Genomic DNA, 17939 nt, shown 5'->3' on the forward strand with positions numbered 1-17939 from the left:
TATCGCTCCTCATGGGGACGGACGCAGGAGGCGGCCGTCCGGTTGATCCGTCCACCCGGGAGTCGGGGAATTGCGGGTTGACCTGAGTGCCCGCCGGCTTCACCATGGCGATGATCACAAGATCGTCAAATCCGGTACCGTGCGCGGAGTGTCAGCGCCTGGTGGCAGGATGAGAACGCACTCCTGTGGTCCGGCGGTTGTCCTGTTCCGTGGAGCGGGGTCCCGAGACCATCAGGTCGTCATCACGAGCAGAGGGGAACCCCGGGCGAGATGCAGATCCGGCTGACGGTCCTCCGGCCCCGCAGCGGCTCGGCCGCGGCCGCGCCCGCCACCGACGTGCTGGTCACCGCACCGATAGGCACCGCGCTCGGCCTGGTCGCCGGGGCGCTGGCCGGAGCGGTCGGCGTGCGAGGGCCGCGCAGCGCCACCCATGTCCACCTGTACGCCGGTGCGCAGCGCATCGACGAACGCACCCTGCTCGGCCACCCCCCGCTGCTCGACGGCGCGGTGCTGGCCCTCGGCGAGCCCGACCCGGAGGCCGCCGAGGACGACCGGACCGGACCGCGCTCGGACGCCGCCGCCGAACTGCGCGTGGTCGGCGGCCCCGACGCAGGCGGCGTCCACCGCCTGCACGGCCGGCAGATCCGGGTCGGCCGCTCCAGCGAGGCCGACGTCCCGCTCGACGACCCGGACGTCTCCCGCCTGCACCTCGCCCTGCACCTCGGCCCCGACGGCGAGGTCACCGTCCGCGACCTCGGCTCGACCAACGGGACGACGCTGGACGGCCGGCTGCTCACCGGCGACGAGCAGCCGCTCCCCGAGGGCGCCCTGCTGCGCCTCGGCGAATCCACCCTCGTGCTGGCCGGCCCGCCGCGCCCCGAGGACGGCCGCGCCACCACTGCGGACGGCCACGGCCACCTCCAGGTGGCAGCCCCCGCTCGCACCGCCCGCCCCGCGGAGTCCCAGCCGCCGGACGCCCCCGAGCCGCCCGCCGCCGGCAGCACCGGCCGCACCCGCTCGCTGCTCTCCCGCCGACTGGGCCGCGGCGCCGCCGCCACCGCGCCGGCCGACACCGCCCAGCAGCACGCCAGGGCCCGTACCCGGCAGGCCGCCGCCCGGCGCGAGCGCTGGCCCGACCCGGCCACCGTGCTGCTCAGCGCGCTCGGTCCCGGCGCCCGGCTCTGGGAGCGCCAGCCCGCCCACCCCGACGCGCTGACCCTGCGCCTGGGCACCGCCGACCTCCCCGGCGGCCCCGGGACGTCACCCGGCACGCTGCTCCCGGCCGTCCCCGTCACCATCGACCTGCAAGCCGCCGGCAGCCTCGGCCTGACCGGCCCGCGAGCCCGGCTGAGCGGGCTGGCCCGGGCCCTGGTCGCCCAGCTCGCCGCCCTGCACCCGCCGAGCGGCCTGAGCCTGGTGGTGCTCAGCGCCGACGAGCAGCGCCCGGCCGAGGAGCGCACCGAGGACTGGGCCTGGTCGCTCTGGCTCCCGCACCTGCGCCCCGGCCAGGGCCAGGACTGCCGGCTGCTGATCGGCCTCGACCCCGTCCAGGCCGAGGAGCGGCTGACCGAGCTGACCGCCCGGCTCGCCGATCACCAGCCGCTGCCCGCGACCGTGCTCGTGGTGGACGGCGACCCGGGCTCGGATGCGGCCCGCCGCGCGCTCGACCTGCTGGTCAGTCAGGGTCCGGCGGCCGGGGTGCTGACGATCTGCCTGGCCGAGCGGCCCGAGCAGCTGGCGGCCGGCCTCGGTGCCACCGCATCGGTCACCGGCGAGGTGGGCACCCAGCTGACCCTCGACCGGCCCGCCGAGGACGGCGGCCGCGAGCGGGTCGAGGAGATCGCGCTGGACGCCGTCTCGCCTGCCTGGGCCGAACGGCTGGCCCGGGCCCTCGCCCCGCTGCGCGAGGCCGCCCCGCTCGCCCGCGGCCCACTGCCGGACGCGCTGCGCCTGCTCGACCTGCTCCAGCTGGACACCGTCACCCCCGCCAAGCTCTCCGCCCGCTGGGACGACCTGCCCGCCACCACCGGCACCGCGGCCGCCCTGCTCGGCACCACCCGCGACGACCTGTGCACCGTCGACCTGGCCGCCCCCGACCCGACCGGGCAGCAGCACCTGCTGGTCGGCGGCGCGCGCGGCTCGGGCAAGAGCGAGCTGCTGCGCACCCTGGTCGCCTCGCTGGCGGTCGGCGAGCGCCCGGACCGGCTGGGCGTCCTGCTGATCGAGGGCCGCGGCGGCAGCCTGTCCGGCTGCGCCGAACTCCCGCACGTCACCGCCCACCTGGACGCCACCGCCGACCCGCGGCAGGCGATGCTCACCGCCGACTCGCTGCTGGAGGAGCTGGCGCACCGCGAGGAGCTGTTCCAGGGCCGCCCGTTCACCTCCTGGTACGCCGAGCACGCACTCAACGCGCGAACGGCCGCCCTGGTCCGCCCGCGCGCGGAGGCGGCCGGGTCGGCGCAGCCGTCCGCCGCCCCGCCCGCCGCGGCCGCCGTCGGCACCCTGCCGGCGCTGCCCGCCCGGCTGGTCGTGGTGGTGGACGACTACGACGCCCTGCTCGCCCCGACCTCCGCGGCCGGCCGCCCGCTGGCCCGCGCCCTGGCGGCGGTGGCCCAGCGCGGCGGCCGCCTGGGCGTCCACCTGGTGGCCGCCACCGGCCGTCCCGAGCTGACCTCCGGCACCGAGGTGGACGAGTCCGCGCTGTGGCGGATCGCCCTGCGCACCGACCACCCGGCCGACTCCGACCTGCTGGTCCACGTGGACGACGCCGCCGCCGTGCCCGAGGAGACCCCCGGCCGCGGCTACCTGCGCCGCCCGGACGGCGCGGTGCTGGCCTTCCAGACCGCCCGGGTCAGCGGCCGGATCCCGCGCACCGCCACCCTGCGCCCCACGGTCGTCGCCATCGACCCCGCCCAGCTCGGCACCCCGCCCACCCGCCGCCCGGTCCGCGAGCTGGGCAACGGCCCGACCGACCTGGCCCTGCTGGCCAGCGCCCTCCAGCGGGCCGCTCAGCCCTGAGAGCTGCTGAAACGCCAAGCGGGACCGCACCCGAAGGTGCGGTCCCGCTTCGCGTTCGCCGTCGGCGTCAGCGCATCGAACCGGTGCGCAGCAGCGTGCGGATCACCCGCATGGCCACCGAGAGGCTGGACAGCTCGTAGGTGTCCGAACCCCTTATGTCGGACAACGTGGTCGCGGCCCGGGTGAGCAGCGTGCCGTTCAGCTCGGCCCAGGCGTTGTAGCGCTCCTCGGCCGTGGCGCCCTCGGGCCCGCAGGCCAGGATGTCGGCGGTGAGGACGGCGTGCGCCGCGAAGAGGTCCTCGCGGATCGCCGCACGGGCCATCGAGGACCACCGGTCGGTGCGCGGCAGCTCGATGATCCGGTCCAGCAGGTGGGTGATGCCCAACCGGTCGGCGAGGTCGTAGTAGAGGTCGGAGACCTCGGTGACGTCCTTGCCGGAGCGGTCCGCGACCTCGGTGATGTCCAGGGTCGGGAAGGCCGAGGAGAGCCCGGCGACCCGGGTGGCCAGGGCCACCGGAACGCCGGCCTCGACCAGCTCGCCGTAGATCTTCTCGAACCAGGCCGCGTCCTCGCCGCGCAGCGGCTTGGGCAGGCTGCTCCACACCTGGTCCACCCGCTCCTTGAAGAACGCGATGGTGGCCGCGATGTCCAGCGGCTGGCGGCGGTTGTTGAGCATCCAGCGGGTGGCCCGCTCGACCAGCCGGCGCGAGTGCAGCCGCACCCGGGTCAGCACCTCGGACGGCACCTGGTTGTCGAAGCCCTCGACCTGGTCCCAGATGGTCTCCAGGCCGAAGACCGCGCGGGCCGCGGTGTGCGTGCGGGCGATCTCCTCGTAGGTCGCGCCGGTCTCCTCGCGCAGACGGAACGCGAAGGTGCAGCCACCGCGGTTGACCGTGTCGTTGACGATCAGGGTGGTGATGATCTCCCGGCGCAGCGCGTGCCCGTCGATCGCCTCGGCGAACCGCTCGCGCAGCGCGCTGGGGAAGTACTCGTGCAGCGTGCTGTGGAAGTACGGGTCGTCCGGCAGCCCGGTGGCGAGCAGCTCGTCGGCCAGCGTGATCTTCGTGTACGCGAGCAGCACGGAGAGCTCGGGCTGGGTGAGCCCGTGGCCGTTCTGCTGGCGCTCGCGGATCTGGCGCTCGGTCGGCAGGAACTCGATGCCCCGGTCGAGCAGGCCGTCGGCCTCCAGCCGGTTGAGCATCCGCGAGTGGACGTTGACCATGCTGTGCGCCTGGGCGACGGCGTTGGCCAGCACGACGTTCTGCGCGTAGTTGTTGCGCAGGACGAGGTGGCCGACCTCCTCCGTCATCTCGGCCAGCAGGACGTTGCGCTGCTTGACCGTCATGTCGCCCTCGGCGACCACCTGGTTGAGCAGGATCTTGATGTTCACCTCGTGGTCCGAGGTGTCCACGCCCGCCGAGTTGTCGATGGCGTCGGTGTTGATCCAACCGCCGGTCTGCTCCGGGCCGCCGACCTGGGCGTACTCGATGCGGCCCAGCTGGGTGCAGCCGAGGTTGCCGCCCTCGCCGATCACCCTGGCGCGGACCTGGCCGCCGTTGACCCGGATCGCGTCGTTGGCCTTGTCGCCGACGTCCGCGTTGGTCTCCCGCTCGGCCTTGATGTAGGTGCCGATGCCGCCGTTCCAGAACAGGTCGACGGGCGCCTGCAGGATCGCCTTCATCAGCTCGGCCGGGGTGACCCGGCTCTCGGCGATGCCGAGTGCCGAACGGACCTGGGCGGTCAGCTGGATCGACTTGGCGCTGCGCGGGAAGATCCCACCGCCCGAGGAGATCAGCGACTTGTCGTAGTCGTCCCAGGAGCTGCGCGGCAGGTCGAAGAGCCGGCGGCGCTCGGCGTAGGAGACGGCCGCGTCCGGGTTCGGGTCCAGGAAGATGTGCCGGTGGTCGAAGGCGGCCACCAGCCGGATGTGCTCGCTGAGCAGCATGCCGTTGCCGAAGACGTCACCGGACATGTCGCCGATGCCGACGACGGTGAAGTCCTCGGTCTGGGTGTCGTGGCCCAGCTCGCGGAAGTTGCGCTTGACGGACTCCCAGGCGCCGCGCGCCGTGATGCCCATGCCCTTGTGGTCGTAGCCGGCCGAACCGCCGGAGGCGAAGGCGTCGCCCAGCCAGAAGCCGTACTGCTCGGCCACACCGTTGGCGATGTCCGAGAAGGTCGCGGTGCCCTTGTCGGCGGCGACCACCAGGTAGGTGTCGTCCTCGTCGTGGCGGACCACGTCGACCGGGTGGACGACCTGGCCGCCCTGGAGGTTGTCGGTGATGTCCAGCAGCGCCGAGATGAAGGTCTTGTAGGACGAGATGCCCTCGGCGAGCCAGGCGTCGCGGTCCACCGACGGGTCCGGCAGCTGCTTGGCGACGAAGCCGCCCTTGGCGCCGACCGGGACGATCACGGTGTTCTTGACCATCTGCGCCTTGACCAGGCCGAGGATCTCGGTACGGAAGTCCTCACGCCGGTCGGACCAGCGCAGACCGCCGCGGGCGACCTTGCCGAAGCGCAGGTGGACGCCCTCGACCTGGGGCGAGTAGACCCAGATCTCGAAGGCCGGGCGCGGCGCGGGCAGGTCGGGGATGGCGTGCGGGTCGAACTTCATCGACACGTAGCTGTGCCACTCGCCGTCGCCCGCGTGCTGGAAGAAGTTGGTGCGCAGGGTGGCCCTGATCAGGTGCAGGAAGGAGCGCAGGATGCGGTCCTCGTCCAGCGACACGACCTCGTCGAGCGCGCCGGTGAGCTCCTCCAGGATGCCCTCGGTCAGCTCGTCCGCGCCAAGCTGGTGACCCGGGCTCAGGCGCGCCTCGAAGAGGTTGACCAGCAGCCGGGTGGTGTGGGCGTTGTTGCTGAGCGCGTCCTCCATGTAGTCCTGGGAGAAGGTGCTCCCGGCCTGCCGGAGGTACTTGGCCAGCGCGCGCAGCACCACGGCCTGACGCCAGTTCAGCCCGGCGCTGAGGATCAGGCCGTTGAAGCCGTCGTTCTCCGCGCGGCCGGTCCAGGTCGCCGCGAAGGCCTCCTGGAAGCGCTCGCGGGCCTCGTCGCTCAGCTCGGTGGCCTCACGGAGCTTCAGACCGAAGTCGTAGACCCAGGCGGTGCTGCCGTCCGAGCGGCGCAGCGCGTACGGGTGCTCGTCGAGCACCTCCACGCCCAGGCGCTGGAGGACCGGCAGGACCTCGGTCAGCGAGATCGGGCCGCCGACCCGGTAGATCTTGAAGCGGCGCTCGTCGTCGCCCGCGCCGACCGGCTGGTAGAGGTTGAGCCGGAAGTCGCCCTCGGCGTGCAGCGACTCGATCTGCTTGAGGTCGGCGACGGCGGTGCGGGCGGTGAAGTCGGCGCGGTAGCCGTCGGGGAAGGCGTTGGCGTACCGGTGCGCGAGCTCGGCGGCCCGCTCCTCGCCCAGCTCGATGTGCAGCTGGTCGTTGAAGCCGTCCATCCAGAACCGGGCGGCGTCGGCCAGCTTGGCCTCGATCCGCTCGATCTCGGACTCGGTCAGCTCGGGCAGCTCGCTGCCGGGCGCGACCCGGACCACGAAGTGCAGCCGGGTCAGCACCGACTCGGTGGACCAGACGGTGTAGTCGATGGCGGCGCCGTTCAGCTCCGCCATCAGGATCTCCATCAGGCGCAGCCGGATCCGCGTGGTGTAGCGGTCGCGCGGCAGGTAGACCAGGGCGGAGAAGTAGCGGCCGTACTCGTCCTGACGCAGGAACAGCCGCAGCTTGCGGCGCTCCTGGAGGTAGAGCACGCTGCCGGCGATCTCCAGCAGCTCCTCGGCGGGGGTCTGGAAGATCTCGTCGCGCGGGAAGGTCTCCAGGATCTGCAGCAGGTCCCGGCCGTCGTGGCTCTCGCTGGTGAAGCCGGAGCCGGTCAGCACCTCCTGCACCTTGCGGCGGACCACCGGGATCCGGGTGACCGACTCGGTGTACGCGGCGGAGGAGAACAGGCCCAGGAAGCGGCGCTCGCCGATCACGTTGCCGGCGGCGTCGAACTTCTTCACCCCGACGTAGTCGAGGTAGGAGGGCCGGTGCACGGTCGCGCGGGAGTTGGCCTTGGTCAGCACGAGCAGCTTCTTCTCGTGCGCCTTCGCCCGGACGGGGGCGGAGAGGCGGCCGAAGGACTCGCTGACCGGGTGGTGGTCGGTGTCGTGGCTGAGCGGGTCGGAGCGCAGGATGCCCAGGCCCGTGCCGGGGATCGCCCGCAGCACCTCCTGGCCCTCGTGCTCGACCAGGTCGTACTCGCGGTAGCCGAGGAAGGTGAAGTGGTCGTCGGCCAGCCAGCGCATCAGCTCCCAGGCCTCGCCGACCTCCTGCTCGGGCAGGTGGGCCGGAGGCACCTCGGCGAGCTCGTCGGCCAGCCGCAGCGCGCTGGTGCGCATCTTCGCCCAGTCCTCGACGACCTCGCGGACATCGCCCAGGACCCGGCGCAGGCCCTTCTCGATGGCCTGGAGGTCCTCGCGGTCGGTCTCGCGGTCGATCTCGACGTGCATCCAGGACTCGACGGTCGCGTCGGCCGGCCACTCGTGAGCGGCCGACTGGCTGCGCGAGCAGGCGTCGATGTCCAGGATCTCCAGCAGCTTGCCGGTGATGTCACGGCGCACGACCAGCTGGGGGTGGATCACCAGGTGGATCGCCCGGTCCTGGCGGGACAGCTCGTTGGTGACCGAGTCGACCAGGAAGGGCATGTCGTCGGTGACCACCTCGACCACGGTATGGCCGCTGGACCACCCGTTCTCGTCGACGGTCGGGGTGTAGACCCGGACCTCGGCGGTGCCCTGCGGGCGCTTGAGGCCCAGCCGGTAGTGGGAGGCGGCCGCGCCGTAGACGTCCACCGGGTCGCGGTCGACCAGGTCGTCGGGGGCGGTGTGGAGGTAGTAGTGGTGCAGGTACGCGGTCAGAGCACCATTGCTCAGGCCTTCCCCTGGCGCCGCTCCCCCCACCTGGCTGTTCTCAGCGGCTGCTGCTGCTTTCGCGAGCAGTTCGGCCTTGGCTGCGTCCAGCTTGGTCTGCATGGCTCTTTGGCTCCTGTCGCGCGCCGTTGCGTGACTCGGTGGTGGTGGGTGATCACCGCCGGGTCTGCCCGTAATCCTCCCGCACAATCCGGACGAAAGACGCTCAAGGCACGCTTGAAGAGCCCTCCGTCTGGGTACGACAGGCCTTTCGGCCTGCGGGGCTCCCCGACGACGCCAGCCAGCCTAACGGGAGGAAACCAAGGTGTCAGGGGACAGGGAGGCGCAAACCTGTAGGAAGATCGCACATTCCTGGACAGCTTGTCCAAGGACGCCCAGGTGAGACCACCGATCGGCGGGTCCGGGCACCCAGGGCAGGACCGGTCGCCTCCGGCGCACTCGGTGCGCCGGACGCGACCCCGACGCACCTGTGTGACTCCCGTCACCTCATGTGCGGATAGCGGTGGCCGGTCGGCGGGACGAAGGTCTCCTTGATCGAGCGGGCCGAGGTCCAGCGCAGCAGGTTCTGCGCGCTGCCCGCCTTGTCGTTGGTGCCCGACGCCCGCCCGCCGCCGAACGGCTGCTGGCCGACCACCGCGCCGGTCGGCTTGTCGTTGATGTAGAAGTTGCCCGCCGTGAACCGCAGCTCCTCGACGGCCTGCGCGATGGCGTAGCGGTCCTGCGCGATCACCGCGCCGGTCAGCCCGTACGGCGCGGCGGCGTCCACCCGGCGCAGCGCGTCCTCCCAGCGGCTGTCCTCGTAGATCTGCACGGCCAGGATCGGCCCGAAGTACTCGGTGGAGAAGATCTCGTTGCGCTGGTCGGCGCAGAGCAGCACGGTCGGACGGACGAAGTACCCGATGGCGTCGTCGTACTGCCCGCCGGCCGCCAGCTCGACCGTCGGGTCCTGTCGGGCGCGGTCGATGGCGGCCTTGTTCTTGGCGAAGGCACGCTCGTCGATCAGCGCTCCCATGAAGTTGGAGAGATCGCTGACGTCGCCCACCGTCAGGGCGTCCACCTCGGCCAGGAAGTCGTCCTTGATCCGCTGCCACACGCTTCGCGGCAGGTAGGCGCGGGAGAGCGCGGAGCACTTCTGGCCCTGGTACTCGAAGGCGCCGCGGATCAGCGCGGTCTTCAGGATCTCCGGGTCGGCCGAGCGGTGGGCGATCAGGAAGTCCTTGCCGCCGGTCTCGCCGACCACCCGCGGGTAGCTGCGGTAGCCGGCGATGTTGGCGCCGATGGTCTGCCAGAGCGACTGGAAGGTCCTGGTCGAGCCGGTGAAGTGCAGACCGGCCAGCTGCGGACTGGCCAGCGCCACCTCGGAGAGCGCCTTGCCGTCCCCGGTCACCAGGTTGATCACCCCGGGCGGCAGGCCGGCCGCCTCCAGCAGCCGCATCAGCAGGCAGGCCGCGAAGGTCTGGGTGGGCGCCGGCTTCCAGACCACCGTGTTGCCCAGCAGCGCGGGGGCGGTCGGCAGGTTGCCGGCGATGGCGGTGAAGTTGAACGGCGTGACGGCGTAGACGAACCCCTCCAGCGGCCGGTGGTCGACGCGGTTCCAGACCCCGGGCGAGGAGTGCGGCTGGTCGGCCAGCAGCTCGCGGGCGAAGGCGACGTTGTAGCGCCAGAAATCGATCAGCTCGCAGGCCGCGTCGATCTCGGCCTGCTGGACCGTCTTGGACTGGCCGAGCATGGTGGCCGCGTTCAGGGTCTCCCGCCACGGGCCCGCCAGCAGGTCGGCGGCGCGCAGGAAGACGGCGGCCCGGTCGTCGAAGGAGAGCGCGCGCCACTCGCGCCCGGCGGCCAGCGCCGCGTCCACCGCGAGCCGGGCGTCCTCCCGGGTGGCGTTGCCCAGCACGCCCAGGCGGGCGGCGTGGTGATGCGGCTGGACGACGTCGATCCGCTCGCCGGAGCCGAGGCGCTGCTCACCGCCGATGGTCATCGGCAGCGGGATCTGCTCGGCCGCCAGCTCGTCCAGCCGCCGTTCCAGCCGCGCCCGCTCCGGACTGCCGGGCGCGTACTCCTGCACCGGCTCGTTGCTGGGGGTGGGCACCTGGGTGACCGCGTCGATGGGCATACCGGCTCCGCTCGTCCTGGACCGACCGGGCGAGGCTCGCCCGTGCGTCAATCCAGATTGACCACTCCGACCGCGATCGACGCGGGTCGACACACGGTTCAGGCTGTGAGCTGGAGTTCAGCCTGCGATTTGGCGCGCCAACTGGACAGCCTCGGCCAGGCTGTCCACCACCGGGACGCCGACCGGCTCCAGGTTCGCACGGGTGTGCGACCCGCCGGTGTACAGCACGGCGTGCGCGCCGACCTCCAGCGCCGCCAGCGCGTCGTCCGCCGCGTCGCCGATCAGGACCGTCCGGCCCGGGTCGACCTGCGAGCCGAGCGCGGCCAGGTGGCGGACCAGCAAGGCGGCCTTCTGACCGTGCGAGGGGCCCGTCCGGCCGTCCACCCGCACGAAGTGGGGCGCTATCCCCAGGCCGCGGACCATCGGGACCAGCCGCTCGTGCTCGTACATCGACAGCAGCGACTGGGTCCCGCCCTCGGCCGCCCAACCGCTGAGCAGGTCGAGGGCGCCCTCGGTGAGGCCGCAGCCGCCGGAGAGCTCCGCGTAGCGCTCCTGGAAGGCAGCGTCCAACCGCTCCCACTCGGCGCTGCTCGGTTGGAAGCCGAGCGCGCGCTGGTAGAAGCGCGGGATCGGGATCTCGTACAGCTCCCGGTACCGCTCCAGCGTCAGCGGAGCCGCCCCGACCGTCGCGAAGGCGGCGTTGCTCGCGCCGAGCACCGCCTCCATGTCGTGAAAGAGCGTTCCGTTCCAGTCCCAGACGATGTGAGTTCGCACCCGAGGCACGGTAGCGCCCGTCACTGACAACGAAGTAGCGGGTTTCCGGACTGCGGGTGTCACGACAGCAGCGCGGCGATCTCCTGGGTGGCGTACCAGAGCAGCTCGTGGTCCTCGGCGCCGTCCACGGTGAACTGGGCGTCCTGGTCGCCCGCGTCGGCCTTGCCGATCACCGCGGCGGCGGCCGCGACGTCCTCGGTGACCTCCTGGTCCGCGACGTCCGCGTGCACGGCGGCGGCCTTGGCCAGCTTGACCGGGCCGACCAGGGTGACCCGGCCCAGCGAGGCCTGGTCCTGGTACTCGTCGCCGTCGAACAGCCGCACCGAGGCGTCCGGGACGTCCAGGGCGACCACCACCCGGCGGCGCGGCGCGGCGGGGTCGGCGGCCAGCAGGCGCAGGGAGGACTGCGCGGCCCGGACCAGGGCGGCGTACTCCAGCTCCTCCAGGTCGTCGCTGACGTACCACTCGCGCAGCGCGGGCGTCACGGCGTAGGCCGCGGACTGCTCCAACGCGCCGTCCGGGTGCGCCGTGGCCAGCTCGACCATGGTGGTGGGCACGTAGACACGCATCGGGGGCACACTCCGCTTCCTGAGGATCCGCGGTCACTGCGGACCTCCACAGAATACGGCCCGCGCGATCACCCCGGGCGCGGCATCCGTGTACCCCTTCGAGCGCACCGTGATCATCCGCTGGGGGGTCGCAGGGCGGTCGTACGGCGCCGACGAGCGAGCCCCGGCAGGTGTCAAGCCGCCATCCGGGCGACCCCTTGGAGGGGCCCTGTAAAGCCCTTGAGAGCCGTCCCCCGGCGCCGATAGCAAGGTGACAGCCGCAGCACCGACCCGAACCGGGGGTACCCGCCATGCCCGAGACCGCGATCCGCTCGCACACCGTCCCGCCGCAGATCACGCCGCTCGCCGTCGACCCGCTCGCCCTCGCGTCACCCGCCGCCGCGCCGGCCGCCGCCGCAAAGCCCGCCATCGCCCAGCCCGCCACTGCGCAGCCCGTCACTGCCCAGCCCGTCACCGCGCCGCCCGCTCCGGCATGCCGCGGCGCTGCTCCGCGCCGGCCGCGCCACCCGCGCTCGGCCTGCTCGCCCTCGCACGGCGGCGGCACCGAGCTCGCCGCCCGGTTCGCGCTGCGGCTGGTCGAGGTACTCACCGGCGCCCGCCCGGCCGGCCAGCTGACCCGGCACACCACCCACGACGGCTACCGCCAGCTCGCCCAACTGGTGCACGGCGGCCCGGTGCACGACTTCGCGCCCGGCCCGGGCGCGCTGGAGGTCTGCGTCCGGGTCGACTTCGGCCCGCGGCACCACATGGTGGCGTTCCGACTCGAACAGCACCGCAACACCGAGCAATGGCAGTGCGCCGCCGTGGACGCGCGATGACGGCCCGCCGGGCTCCCGGTACGCGGCAGGGCGCCGCCCCGGCTCGGCCGGAACGACGCCCTGCTACTTGCTTCACCCAGGCGGGGTCAGCCCTTGCGGCGGCGGCCCTTCGCCGACTTCGCGGCCTTGCGGCGCTCGGCCCGGGTGAGGCCGTCGCCCTCGTCCTCGCCGTCGACGTCATCCTCGAAGTCGCCCTCGATGACGGTCTCGTCGCCGTCCACCGACGGAGCCGTGTAGTGCAGCTTCTGCCGGGCCGGGGCCTCCAGGCCCTTGGCCTTGATCTGGCCGATCTGCGGCACCGGACGGAAGTCGTCCTTCTCCAGCGTGACGGCGTCCGCCGGCAGCGGGACCTCCTCGACCTGCTGCTCGACCTGGACCTCCAGGTTGAACAGGTAGCCGACGGACTCCTCCTTGATGCCCTCCATCATGGCGCTGAACATGTCGAAGCCCTCGCGCTGGTACTCGACCAGCGGGTCGCGCTGCGCCATCGCCCGCAGGCCGATGCCCTCCTGCAGGTAGTCCATCTCGTAGAGGTGCTCACGCCAGCGGCGGTCCAGCACCGAGAGGACGACCCGGCGCTCCAGCTCGCGCATGACCTGCTCGCCGAGCTGGTCCTCGCGGGCGCCGTACTGCGCCTGGATGTCTTCCTTGATCGTCTGGGTGAGGAACTCGGAGGTCAGGCCCGAACCGCCGGTCTCCTCCTCCAGCCCGTCCAGCTCGAGGGTGAGCGGGTAGAGCTGCTTGAGGGCGGTCCAGAGCTTCTCCAGGTCCCAGTCGTCCTCGAAGCCCTCACCGGTCGCGGCGCTGACGTACGCCTCGACGGTGTCGTCCATGAAGTGGCCGATCTGCTCCTGGAGGTCCTCGCCCTCCAGGACGCGGCGGCGCTCGCCGTAGATGACCTCGCGCTGGCGGTTCAGCACCTCGTCGTACTTCAGGACGTTCTTGCGGATCTCGAAGTTCTGCTGCTCGACCTGGGTCTGCGCCGAGGCGATGGCGCGGGTGACCATCTTGGACTCGATCGGCACGTCCTCCGGCACGTTGGCCATCGACAGCACGCGCTCGACCATGCCGGCCTTGAACAGGCGCATCAGGTCGTCGCCGAGCGAGAGGTAGAAGCGGGACTCGCCCGGGTCGCCCTGACGGCCGGAACGGCCGCGCAGCTGGTTGTCGATCCGGCGCGACTCGTGCCGCTCGGTGCCGAGGACGTACAGGCCGCCGATCTCCTGCACCTCCTCCTGCTCCGCCTTCACGGCGCCCTTGGCCTTCTCCAGCGCCTCCGGGAACGCGGCCTCGTACTCCTCCGGGGTGTCCTCCGGGTTGAGCCCGCGCTGGGCCAGCTCGGCGGTGGCCAGGTGGTCCGGGTTGCCGCCGAGCATGATGTCGGTACCACGGCCGGCCATGTTGGTGGCAACCGTGACGGCACCCTTGCGGCCGGCCTGCGCGACGATCTGCGCCTCGCGCTCGTGGTGCTTGGCGTTCAGCACCTCGTGCGGGATGCCGCGCTTGCGCAGCTCCTGGGAGAGGTACTCGGACTTCTCGACCGAGACCGTGCCGACCAGGACCGGCTGGCCCTTCTCGTGCTTCTCGGCGATGTCCTCGACCACGGCGGCGAACTTGGCCGGCTCGGACTTGTAGATCAGGTCGGGCTGGTCGATCCGCTTCGGGTCCCGGTTGGTCGGGATCGGGACGACGCCGAGCTTGTAGATCTGGTGGAACTCGGCGGCCTCGGTGGTGGCCGTACCGGTCATTCCGGAGAGCTTGTCGTACAGGCGGAAGAAGTTCTGCAGGGTGATGGTGGCCAGCGTCTGGTTCTCGTTCTGGACCTCCACCCCCTCCTTGGCCTCGATCGCCTGGTGCATGCCCTCGTTGTAGCGGCGGCCGGCCAGGATGCGGCCGGTGTGCTCGTCAACGATCATGACCTCGCCGTTCATGACGACGTAGTCCTTGTCGTTCTTGTAGAGCTCCTTGGCCTTGATGGCGTTGTTCAGGAACCCGACGAGCGGGGTGTTCACCGACTCGTAGAGGTTGTCGATGCCCAGGTAGTCCTCGACCCGGGTGACACCGTCCTCCAGCACGCCGACCGTGCGCTTCTTCTCGTCGACCTCGTAGTCGCGGTCGCGCTTGAGGCGCTGCACCAGCTTGGCGAAGTCGGCGTACCACTTGGTCGCCTGGTCGGCCGGGCCGGAGATGATCAGCGGCGTACGGGCCTCGTCGATCAGGATCGAGTCGACCTCGTCGACGATCGCGAAGTTGTGGCCGCGCTGGACGAGCTCCTCCTGCGACCACGCCATGTTGTCGCGCAGGTAGTCGAAGCCGAACTCGTTGTTGGTGCCGTACGTGATGTCCATCGCGTACTGGCGCTTGCGCTCGGCGGGCGACATGTTGCCGAGGATCACGCCGACCTCGAGGCCGAGGAAGCGGTGCACCCGGCCCATCCACTCCGAGTCACGCTCGGCGAGGTAGTCGTTGACCGTGATCAGGTGCACGCCCTTGCCGGTCAGCGCGTTGAGGTAGGCCGGCAGCGTGCCGACCAGGGTCTTGCCCTCGCCGGTGCGCATCTCGGCGACGTGGCCGAGGTGCAGGGCGGCGCCACCCATGATCTGGACGTCGTAGTGGCGCTGGCCGAGCACGCGCTTGGCTGCTTCACGGACGGTGGCGAACGCCTCGGGGAGGATGTCGTCCAGGCTCTCGCCATCGGCGAGGCGCGACCTGTACTCGTCGGTCAGCGCACGCAGCTCGTCGTCCGTGAGGTTGACGAAGTCCTCTTCGATGGAGTTGACCTGGGCGGCAATCCGCTGCAGCTTGCGAAGGATCTTGCCTTCGCCTGCGCGCAGAATCTTGTCGAAGACGGACACTTGAGCGGGCTCCTTGCCTGGATCGGCTCTGGACGACTGCACGGCGGGGTCCACCCCACCGCATGGGCCATCGTATGCGAGGAGCCCAACCCCCCGGGAGGTGCGTCAGCACGCCATTCCCGTGTCACTCGTAGGAGCGGATCGGCCAATACGCGCCGGTATCATCACAAATCGGACACGAAAAGTCTGTTTTGCTTGCTTCCACGGGCGACGATACTCACCCCATGCCGTACACGATCTTGCCGCCCGCCGAGGCCGCCCCGCCCGTTCTGCCCGTCATCGAGACCGAGCGCCTCCTGCTGCGCGCGCCGATCGCCGCGGACGTCGACGCGATCGACAAGGCCTGCCAGGACGAGGAGATCCAGCGCTGGACGGTCGTCCCGTCGCCCTACCGGCGCGAGGACGCCGAGTTCTTCGTGCACCGGCTGGCTCCCGACGGGCTGCGCAGCGGCACCGACCTGATCTGGTGCGTGCTGGAGAAGGAGACCGGCGCCCTGGTCGGCACCCAGGCCCTGAGCGCCCGCAGGCCGGGCGCGGCGGAGGTCGGTTTCTGGGCCTCCGCGGACGCCCGCGGGCGCGGCTACACCGCCGAGGCGCTGCTCGCGGTGGCCCGCTGGGCCTTCACCGAGGCGCGGGTCCGCCGACTCGAATGGGTCGCCTACATCGGCAACGAGCCCTCGCTCGCGGTCGCCCGGCGGGCCGGCTTCACCGTCGAGGGCACGCTGCGCTCGTTCGCCGAGCAGCGCGGCGTCCACCGGGACGCCTGGATGGGCTCGCTGCTCGCGGCGGATCTGGGGCTCTAGCGGTTCGCCCGGCTGTCGGTGCCCGGGTCTACGCTGCCCCGCATGACCGCAGCGCAGCCGACGCCCACGCTCACCCTGACCGCCGACGAGGCCCGCCGGATCGCCCTGCGCGCGCAGGGCCTGCTCGGCGCGCCGGACCGCCGCGCCGGGGTCCGCGGCATGCTGCGCCACCTCGGTGCGGTGCAGCTGGACACCATCTCGGTGCTGGCCCGCTCGCACGAGCTGGTGCCGTACGCGCGGCTGGGCGCGGTGGGCCGCCCGGCCGTCGAGCAGGCGTACTGGGGCTCGGAGACCACCTTCGAGTACTGGTCGCACGCCGCCTGCGTACTGCCCGTCGAGGAGTGGCCGCTGTTCGCCTTCCGGCGCCGCGCCTTCCGCGCCAAGGGCCACCACTGGGGGCACCAGGTCAGCCCGGAGGCCTACCGGCAGGTGCTGGACCGGCTGCGCGCCGAGGGTCCGCTGACCTCCACCGAGCTCGGCGGCGCCAGGAAGACCGCCGAGTGGTGGGACTGGTCGGAGAGCAAGATGGCCGTGGAGCGCGCGCTGGCCTTCGGCGACGTGGTCTGCACCGAGCGGCGCAGCTGGAAGCGGGTCTACGAGCTGGCCGAGCTGGCCGTCCCGGCCGAGCTCTACGAGCAGGATCCGAGCGACCTGGACTGCCTCACCCAGCTGGTGCGGCAGTCCGGGGAGGCGCTCGGGGTCGCCACCCGCACCGATCTGGCGGACTACCACCGCCTCAGGGCCGAGCAGGTGGACGCGGTGCTGGCCGACTGCGGGTTGGTGCCGGTGGAGGTGGCGGGGTGGGGGCCTGCCCCCGTCGCGGCCTGGGCGGATCCCGCAGCGCTGGCGAGCGAGCCGCGCGGGCGGCACCGAACCACCCTGCTCTCCCCGTTCGACTCGCTGATCTGGGACCGCGCCCGCACCGAGCGGATCTTCGGGATGGCGCACCGCCTGGAGGCGTACACCCCGCGGCACAAGCGGGTGCACGGGTACTTCGCGATGCCGGTGCTGGCCGGCGGACGACTGATCGGCCGGGTCGACCCGGCTCGCGAGGGGCGCACCCTGGTCGCCCGTCAGATCTCGCTGACCGACCGCCGCCAACTGCCCGCACTCGCCCAGGCGTTGCGCGAGGCGGCCGACTGGGTGGGTTGCACCGCGGTACGCGTGGAGGCGCTGGACGACGACGCGCTGCGGCCGGCCCTGGAGCGCCTGCTGGCCACCTGAGAGAGCGCGCCCTGAGCCGCACGGCCGGGTCGCACCCCTCCCGGCCTCGGCCCCCCGGCCCGAGGCCGGACTCAACCTATTTCGAGGATCTTCTCCCGCATCGCGTAGACCACGGCCTCCATCCGGGAGTGCAGCTGCAGCTTCTCCAGGATGTTGCGCACGTGGTTCTTCACGGTGTTCTCGCTGATGAAGAGCTCCTTGGCGATCTCCCGGTTGTTCATGCCGGTGGCCACCAGTTTGAGCACTTCGAGCTCGCGGTCGGTCAGACGCGGCGCGGGCACCAGGTCCCGGTCGTCGGAGCGCCGCTGGATCATCGACTTGAACTCGGTGAGCAGCTTGGACGCCATCGACGGGCTGATCTGCGACTGGCCGTCGGCGACCGCCCGGATGGCGGTGGCCACCTCGTCGGTGGAGATCTCCTTGAGCAGGTAGCCGGTGGCACCGGCCTTGATCGCCTCGTAGAGGTCGGCCTCCTCGTCGCTTATCGTCAGCATGATGATCTTGGTACTGGGGGCCACCTCCTTGATCGAGGTGCAGGCCTCGATACCGCTGCGACGCGGCATCCGGACGTCCATCAGGATGATGTCCGGCAGCAGGTCGGCGGCCTTGAGCACCGCCTCCGCACCGTCCCCGGCCTCCCCGACGACCAGGATGTCCTCCTCCTCGGCGAGGACGATCTCCAGTCCCCGCCGGAACAGCGCGTGGTCGTCCACCACCAGCACCCTGATCGGTTCACCCCCGCGCGGCACATACTCGGGCTGCGAACTATCGCCCCCTCCCCTCTCGAACTGCTCCCCCATCCGCCCCTCCCGATCACCGGTCACTGTGGGCTTCATCATTCCACGGCGCACAC

The 17939-nt window shown here is 71.8% G+C and carries 10 protein-coding genes; 4 read left to right on the forward strand and 6 right to left on the reverse strand.

Annotation, left to right across the window (positions count from 1 at the left end; all coding sequences use genetic code 11):
* The first annotated feature begins 270 nt into the window (after positions 1 to 270).
* Positions 271 to 3018 (forward strand): FtsK/SpoIIIE domain-containing protein, encoded by a 2748-nt coding sequence (locus P3T37_RS23300; protein ID WP_280725734.1) that lies wholly within the window; start codon positions 271 to 273, stop codon positions 3016 to 3018.
* Between the two features lie 67 nt (positions 3019 to 3085).
* On the opposite strand, the gene P3T37_RS23305 is transcribed toward P3T37_RS23300, so the two are convergent.
* The 4 genes from P3T37_RS23305 to P3T37_RS23320 all read right to left on the reverse strand — a co-directional run bounded on the left by P3T37_RS23305 (position 3086) and on the right by P3T37_RS23320 (position 11386).
* Entirely contained in the window at positions 3086 to 8032 is a 4947-nt protein-coding gene (locus P3T37_RS23305) for an NAD-glutamate dehydrogenase (protein WP_280725735.1), read from the reverse strand.
* Between the two features lie 379 nt (positions 8033 to 8411).
* Positions 8412 to 10037, reverse strand: coding sequence for an L-glutamate gamma-semialdehyde dehydrogenase (gene pruA / locus P3T37_RS23310; RefSeq protein ID WP_280725766.1), 1626 nt, complete (start codon positions 10035 to 10037; stop codon positions 8412 to 8414).
* A 123-nt stretch (positions 10038 to 10160) separates the two neighbouring features.
* Positions 10161 to 10817, reverse strand: coding sequence for an HAD hydrolase-like protein (locus P3T37_RS23315; RefSeq protein WP_280725736.1), 657 nt, complete (start codon positions 10815 to 10817; stop codon positions 10161 to 10163).
* A gap of 59 nt (positions 10818 to 10876) precedes the next feature.
* Positions 10877 to 11386 (reverse strand): hypothetical protein, encoded by a 510-nt coding sequence (locus P3T37_RS23320; RefSeq protein WP_280725737.1) that lies wholly within the window; start codon positions 11384 to 11386, stop codon positions 10877 to 10879.
* 290 nt (positions 11387 to 11676) lie between these two features.
* Between P3T37_RS23320 and P3T37_RS23325 the strand changes: the two genes are divergently transcribed.
* Complete coding sequence (locus tag P3T37_RS23325; protein ID WP_280725738.1) at positions 11677 to 12204, forward strand: Rv3235 family protein; 528 nt, start codon at positions 11677 to 11679, stop codon at positions 12202 to 12204.
* An 86-nt stretch (positions 12205 to 12290) separates the two neighbouring features.
* Here P3T37_RS23325 and secA read toward each other — a convergent pair whose 3' ends face one another.
* Positions 12291 to 15059, reverse strand: a complete 2769-nt coding sequence (gene secA / locus P3T37_RS23330) for a preprotein translocase subunit SecA (RefSeq protein ID WP_280725739.1) — start codon at positions 15057 to 15059, stop codon at positions 12291 to 12293.
* A gap of 224 nt (positions 15060 to 15283) precedes the next feature.
* On the opposite strand from secA, the gene P3T37_RS23335 reads away from it, so the two are divergent.
* A complete protein-coding gene (locus tag P3T37_RS23335; RefSeq protein ID WP_280725740.1) occupies positions 15284 to 15862 on the forward strand; it encodes a GNAT family protein in 579 nt (192 codons plus the stop codon).
* Positions 15863 to 15904: 42 nt separating this feature from the next.
* Complete coding sequence (locus P3T37_RS23340) at positions 15905 to 17086, forward strand: crosslink repair DNA glycosylase YcaQ family protein (RefSeq protein ID WP_280725741.1); 1182 nt, start codon at positions 15905 to 15907, stop codon at positions 17084 to 17086.
* Between the two features lie 71 nt (positions 17087 to 17157).
* Here P3T37_RS23340 and P3T37_RS23345 read toward each other — a convergent pair whose 3' ends face one another.
* The gene (locus tag P3T37_RS23345) at positions 17158 to 17886 is read right to left on the reverse strand and encodes a response regulator transcription factor (protein WP_280725743.1); all 729 of its coding nucleotides are present in this window, start codon (positions 17884 to 17886) and stop codon (positions 17158 to 17160) included.
* Between the last annotated feature and the right edge of the window lie 53 nt (positions 17887 to 17939).

Origin of the sequence: Kitasatospora sp. MAA4, assembly GCF_029893355.1 — a bacterium.
Classification (GTDB): domain Bacteria; phylum Actinomycetota; class Actinomycetes; order Streptomycetales; family Streptomycetaceae; genus Kitasatospora.

Bases quoted from the DNA above. Each gene is read 5' to 3' on its own strand.
- P3T37_RS23335 (WP_280725740.1), top strand. From the start codon at position 15,284: ATGCCGTACACGATCTTGCCGCCCGCCGAGGCCGCCCCGCCCGTTCTG.
- P3T37_RS23320 (WP_280725737.1), bottom strand. From the start codon at position 11,386: ATGCGTGTCTACGTGCCCACCACCATGGTCGAGCTGGCCACGGCGCAC.
- P3T37_RS23325 (WP_280725738.1), top strand. From the start codon at position 11,677: ATGCCCGAGACCGCGATCCGCTCGCACACCGTCCCGCCGCAGATCACG.
- P3T37_RS23345 (WP_280725743.1), bottom strand. From the start codon at position 17,886: ATGGGGGAGCAGTTCGAGAGGGGAGGGGGCGATAGTTCGCAGCCCGAG.
- P3T37_RS23340 (WP_280725741.1), top strand. From the start codon at position 15,905: ATGACCGCAGCGCAGCCGACGCCCACGCTCACCCTGACCGCCGACGAG.
- P3T37_RS23305 (WP_280725735.1), bottom strand. From the start codon at position 8,032: ATGCAGACCAAGCTGGACGCAGCCAAGGCCGAACTGCTCGCGAAAGCA.
- P3T37_RS23300 (WP_280725734.1), top strand. From the start codon at position 271: ATGCAGATCCGGCTGACGGTCCTCCGGCCCCGCAGCGGCTCGGCCGCG.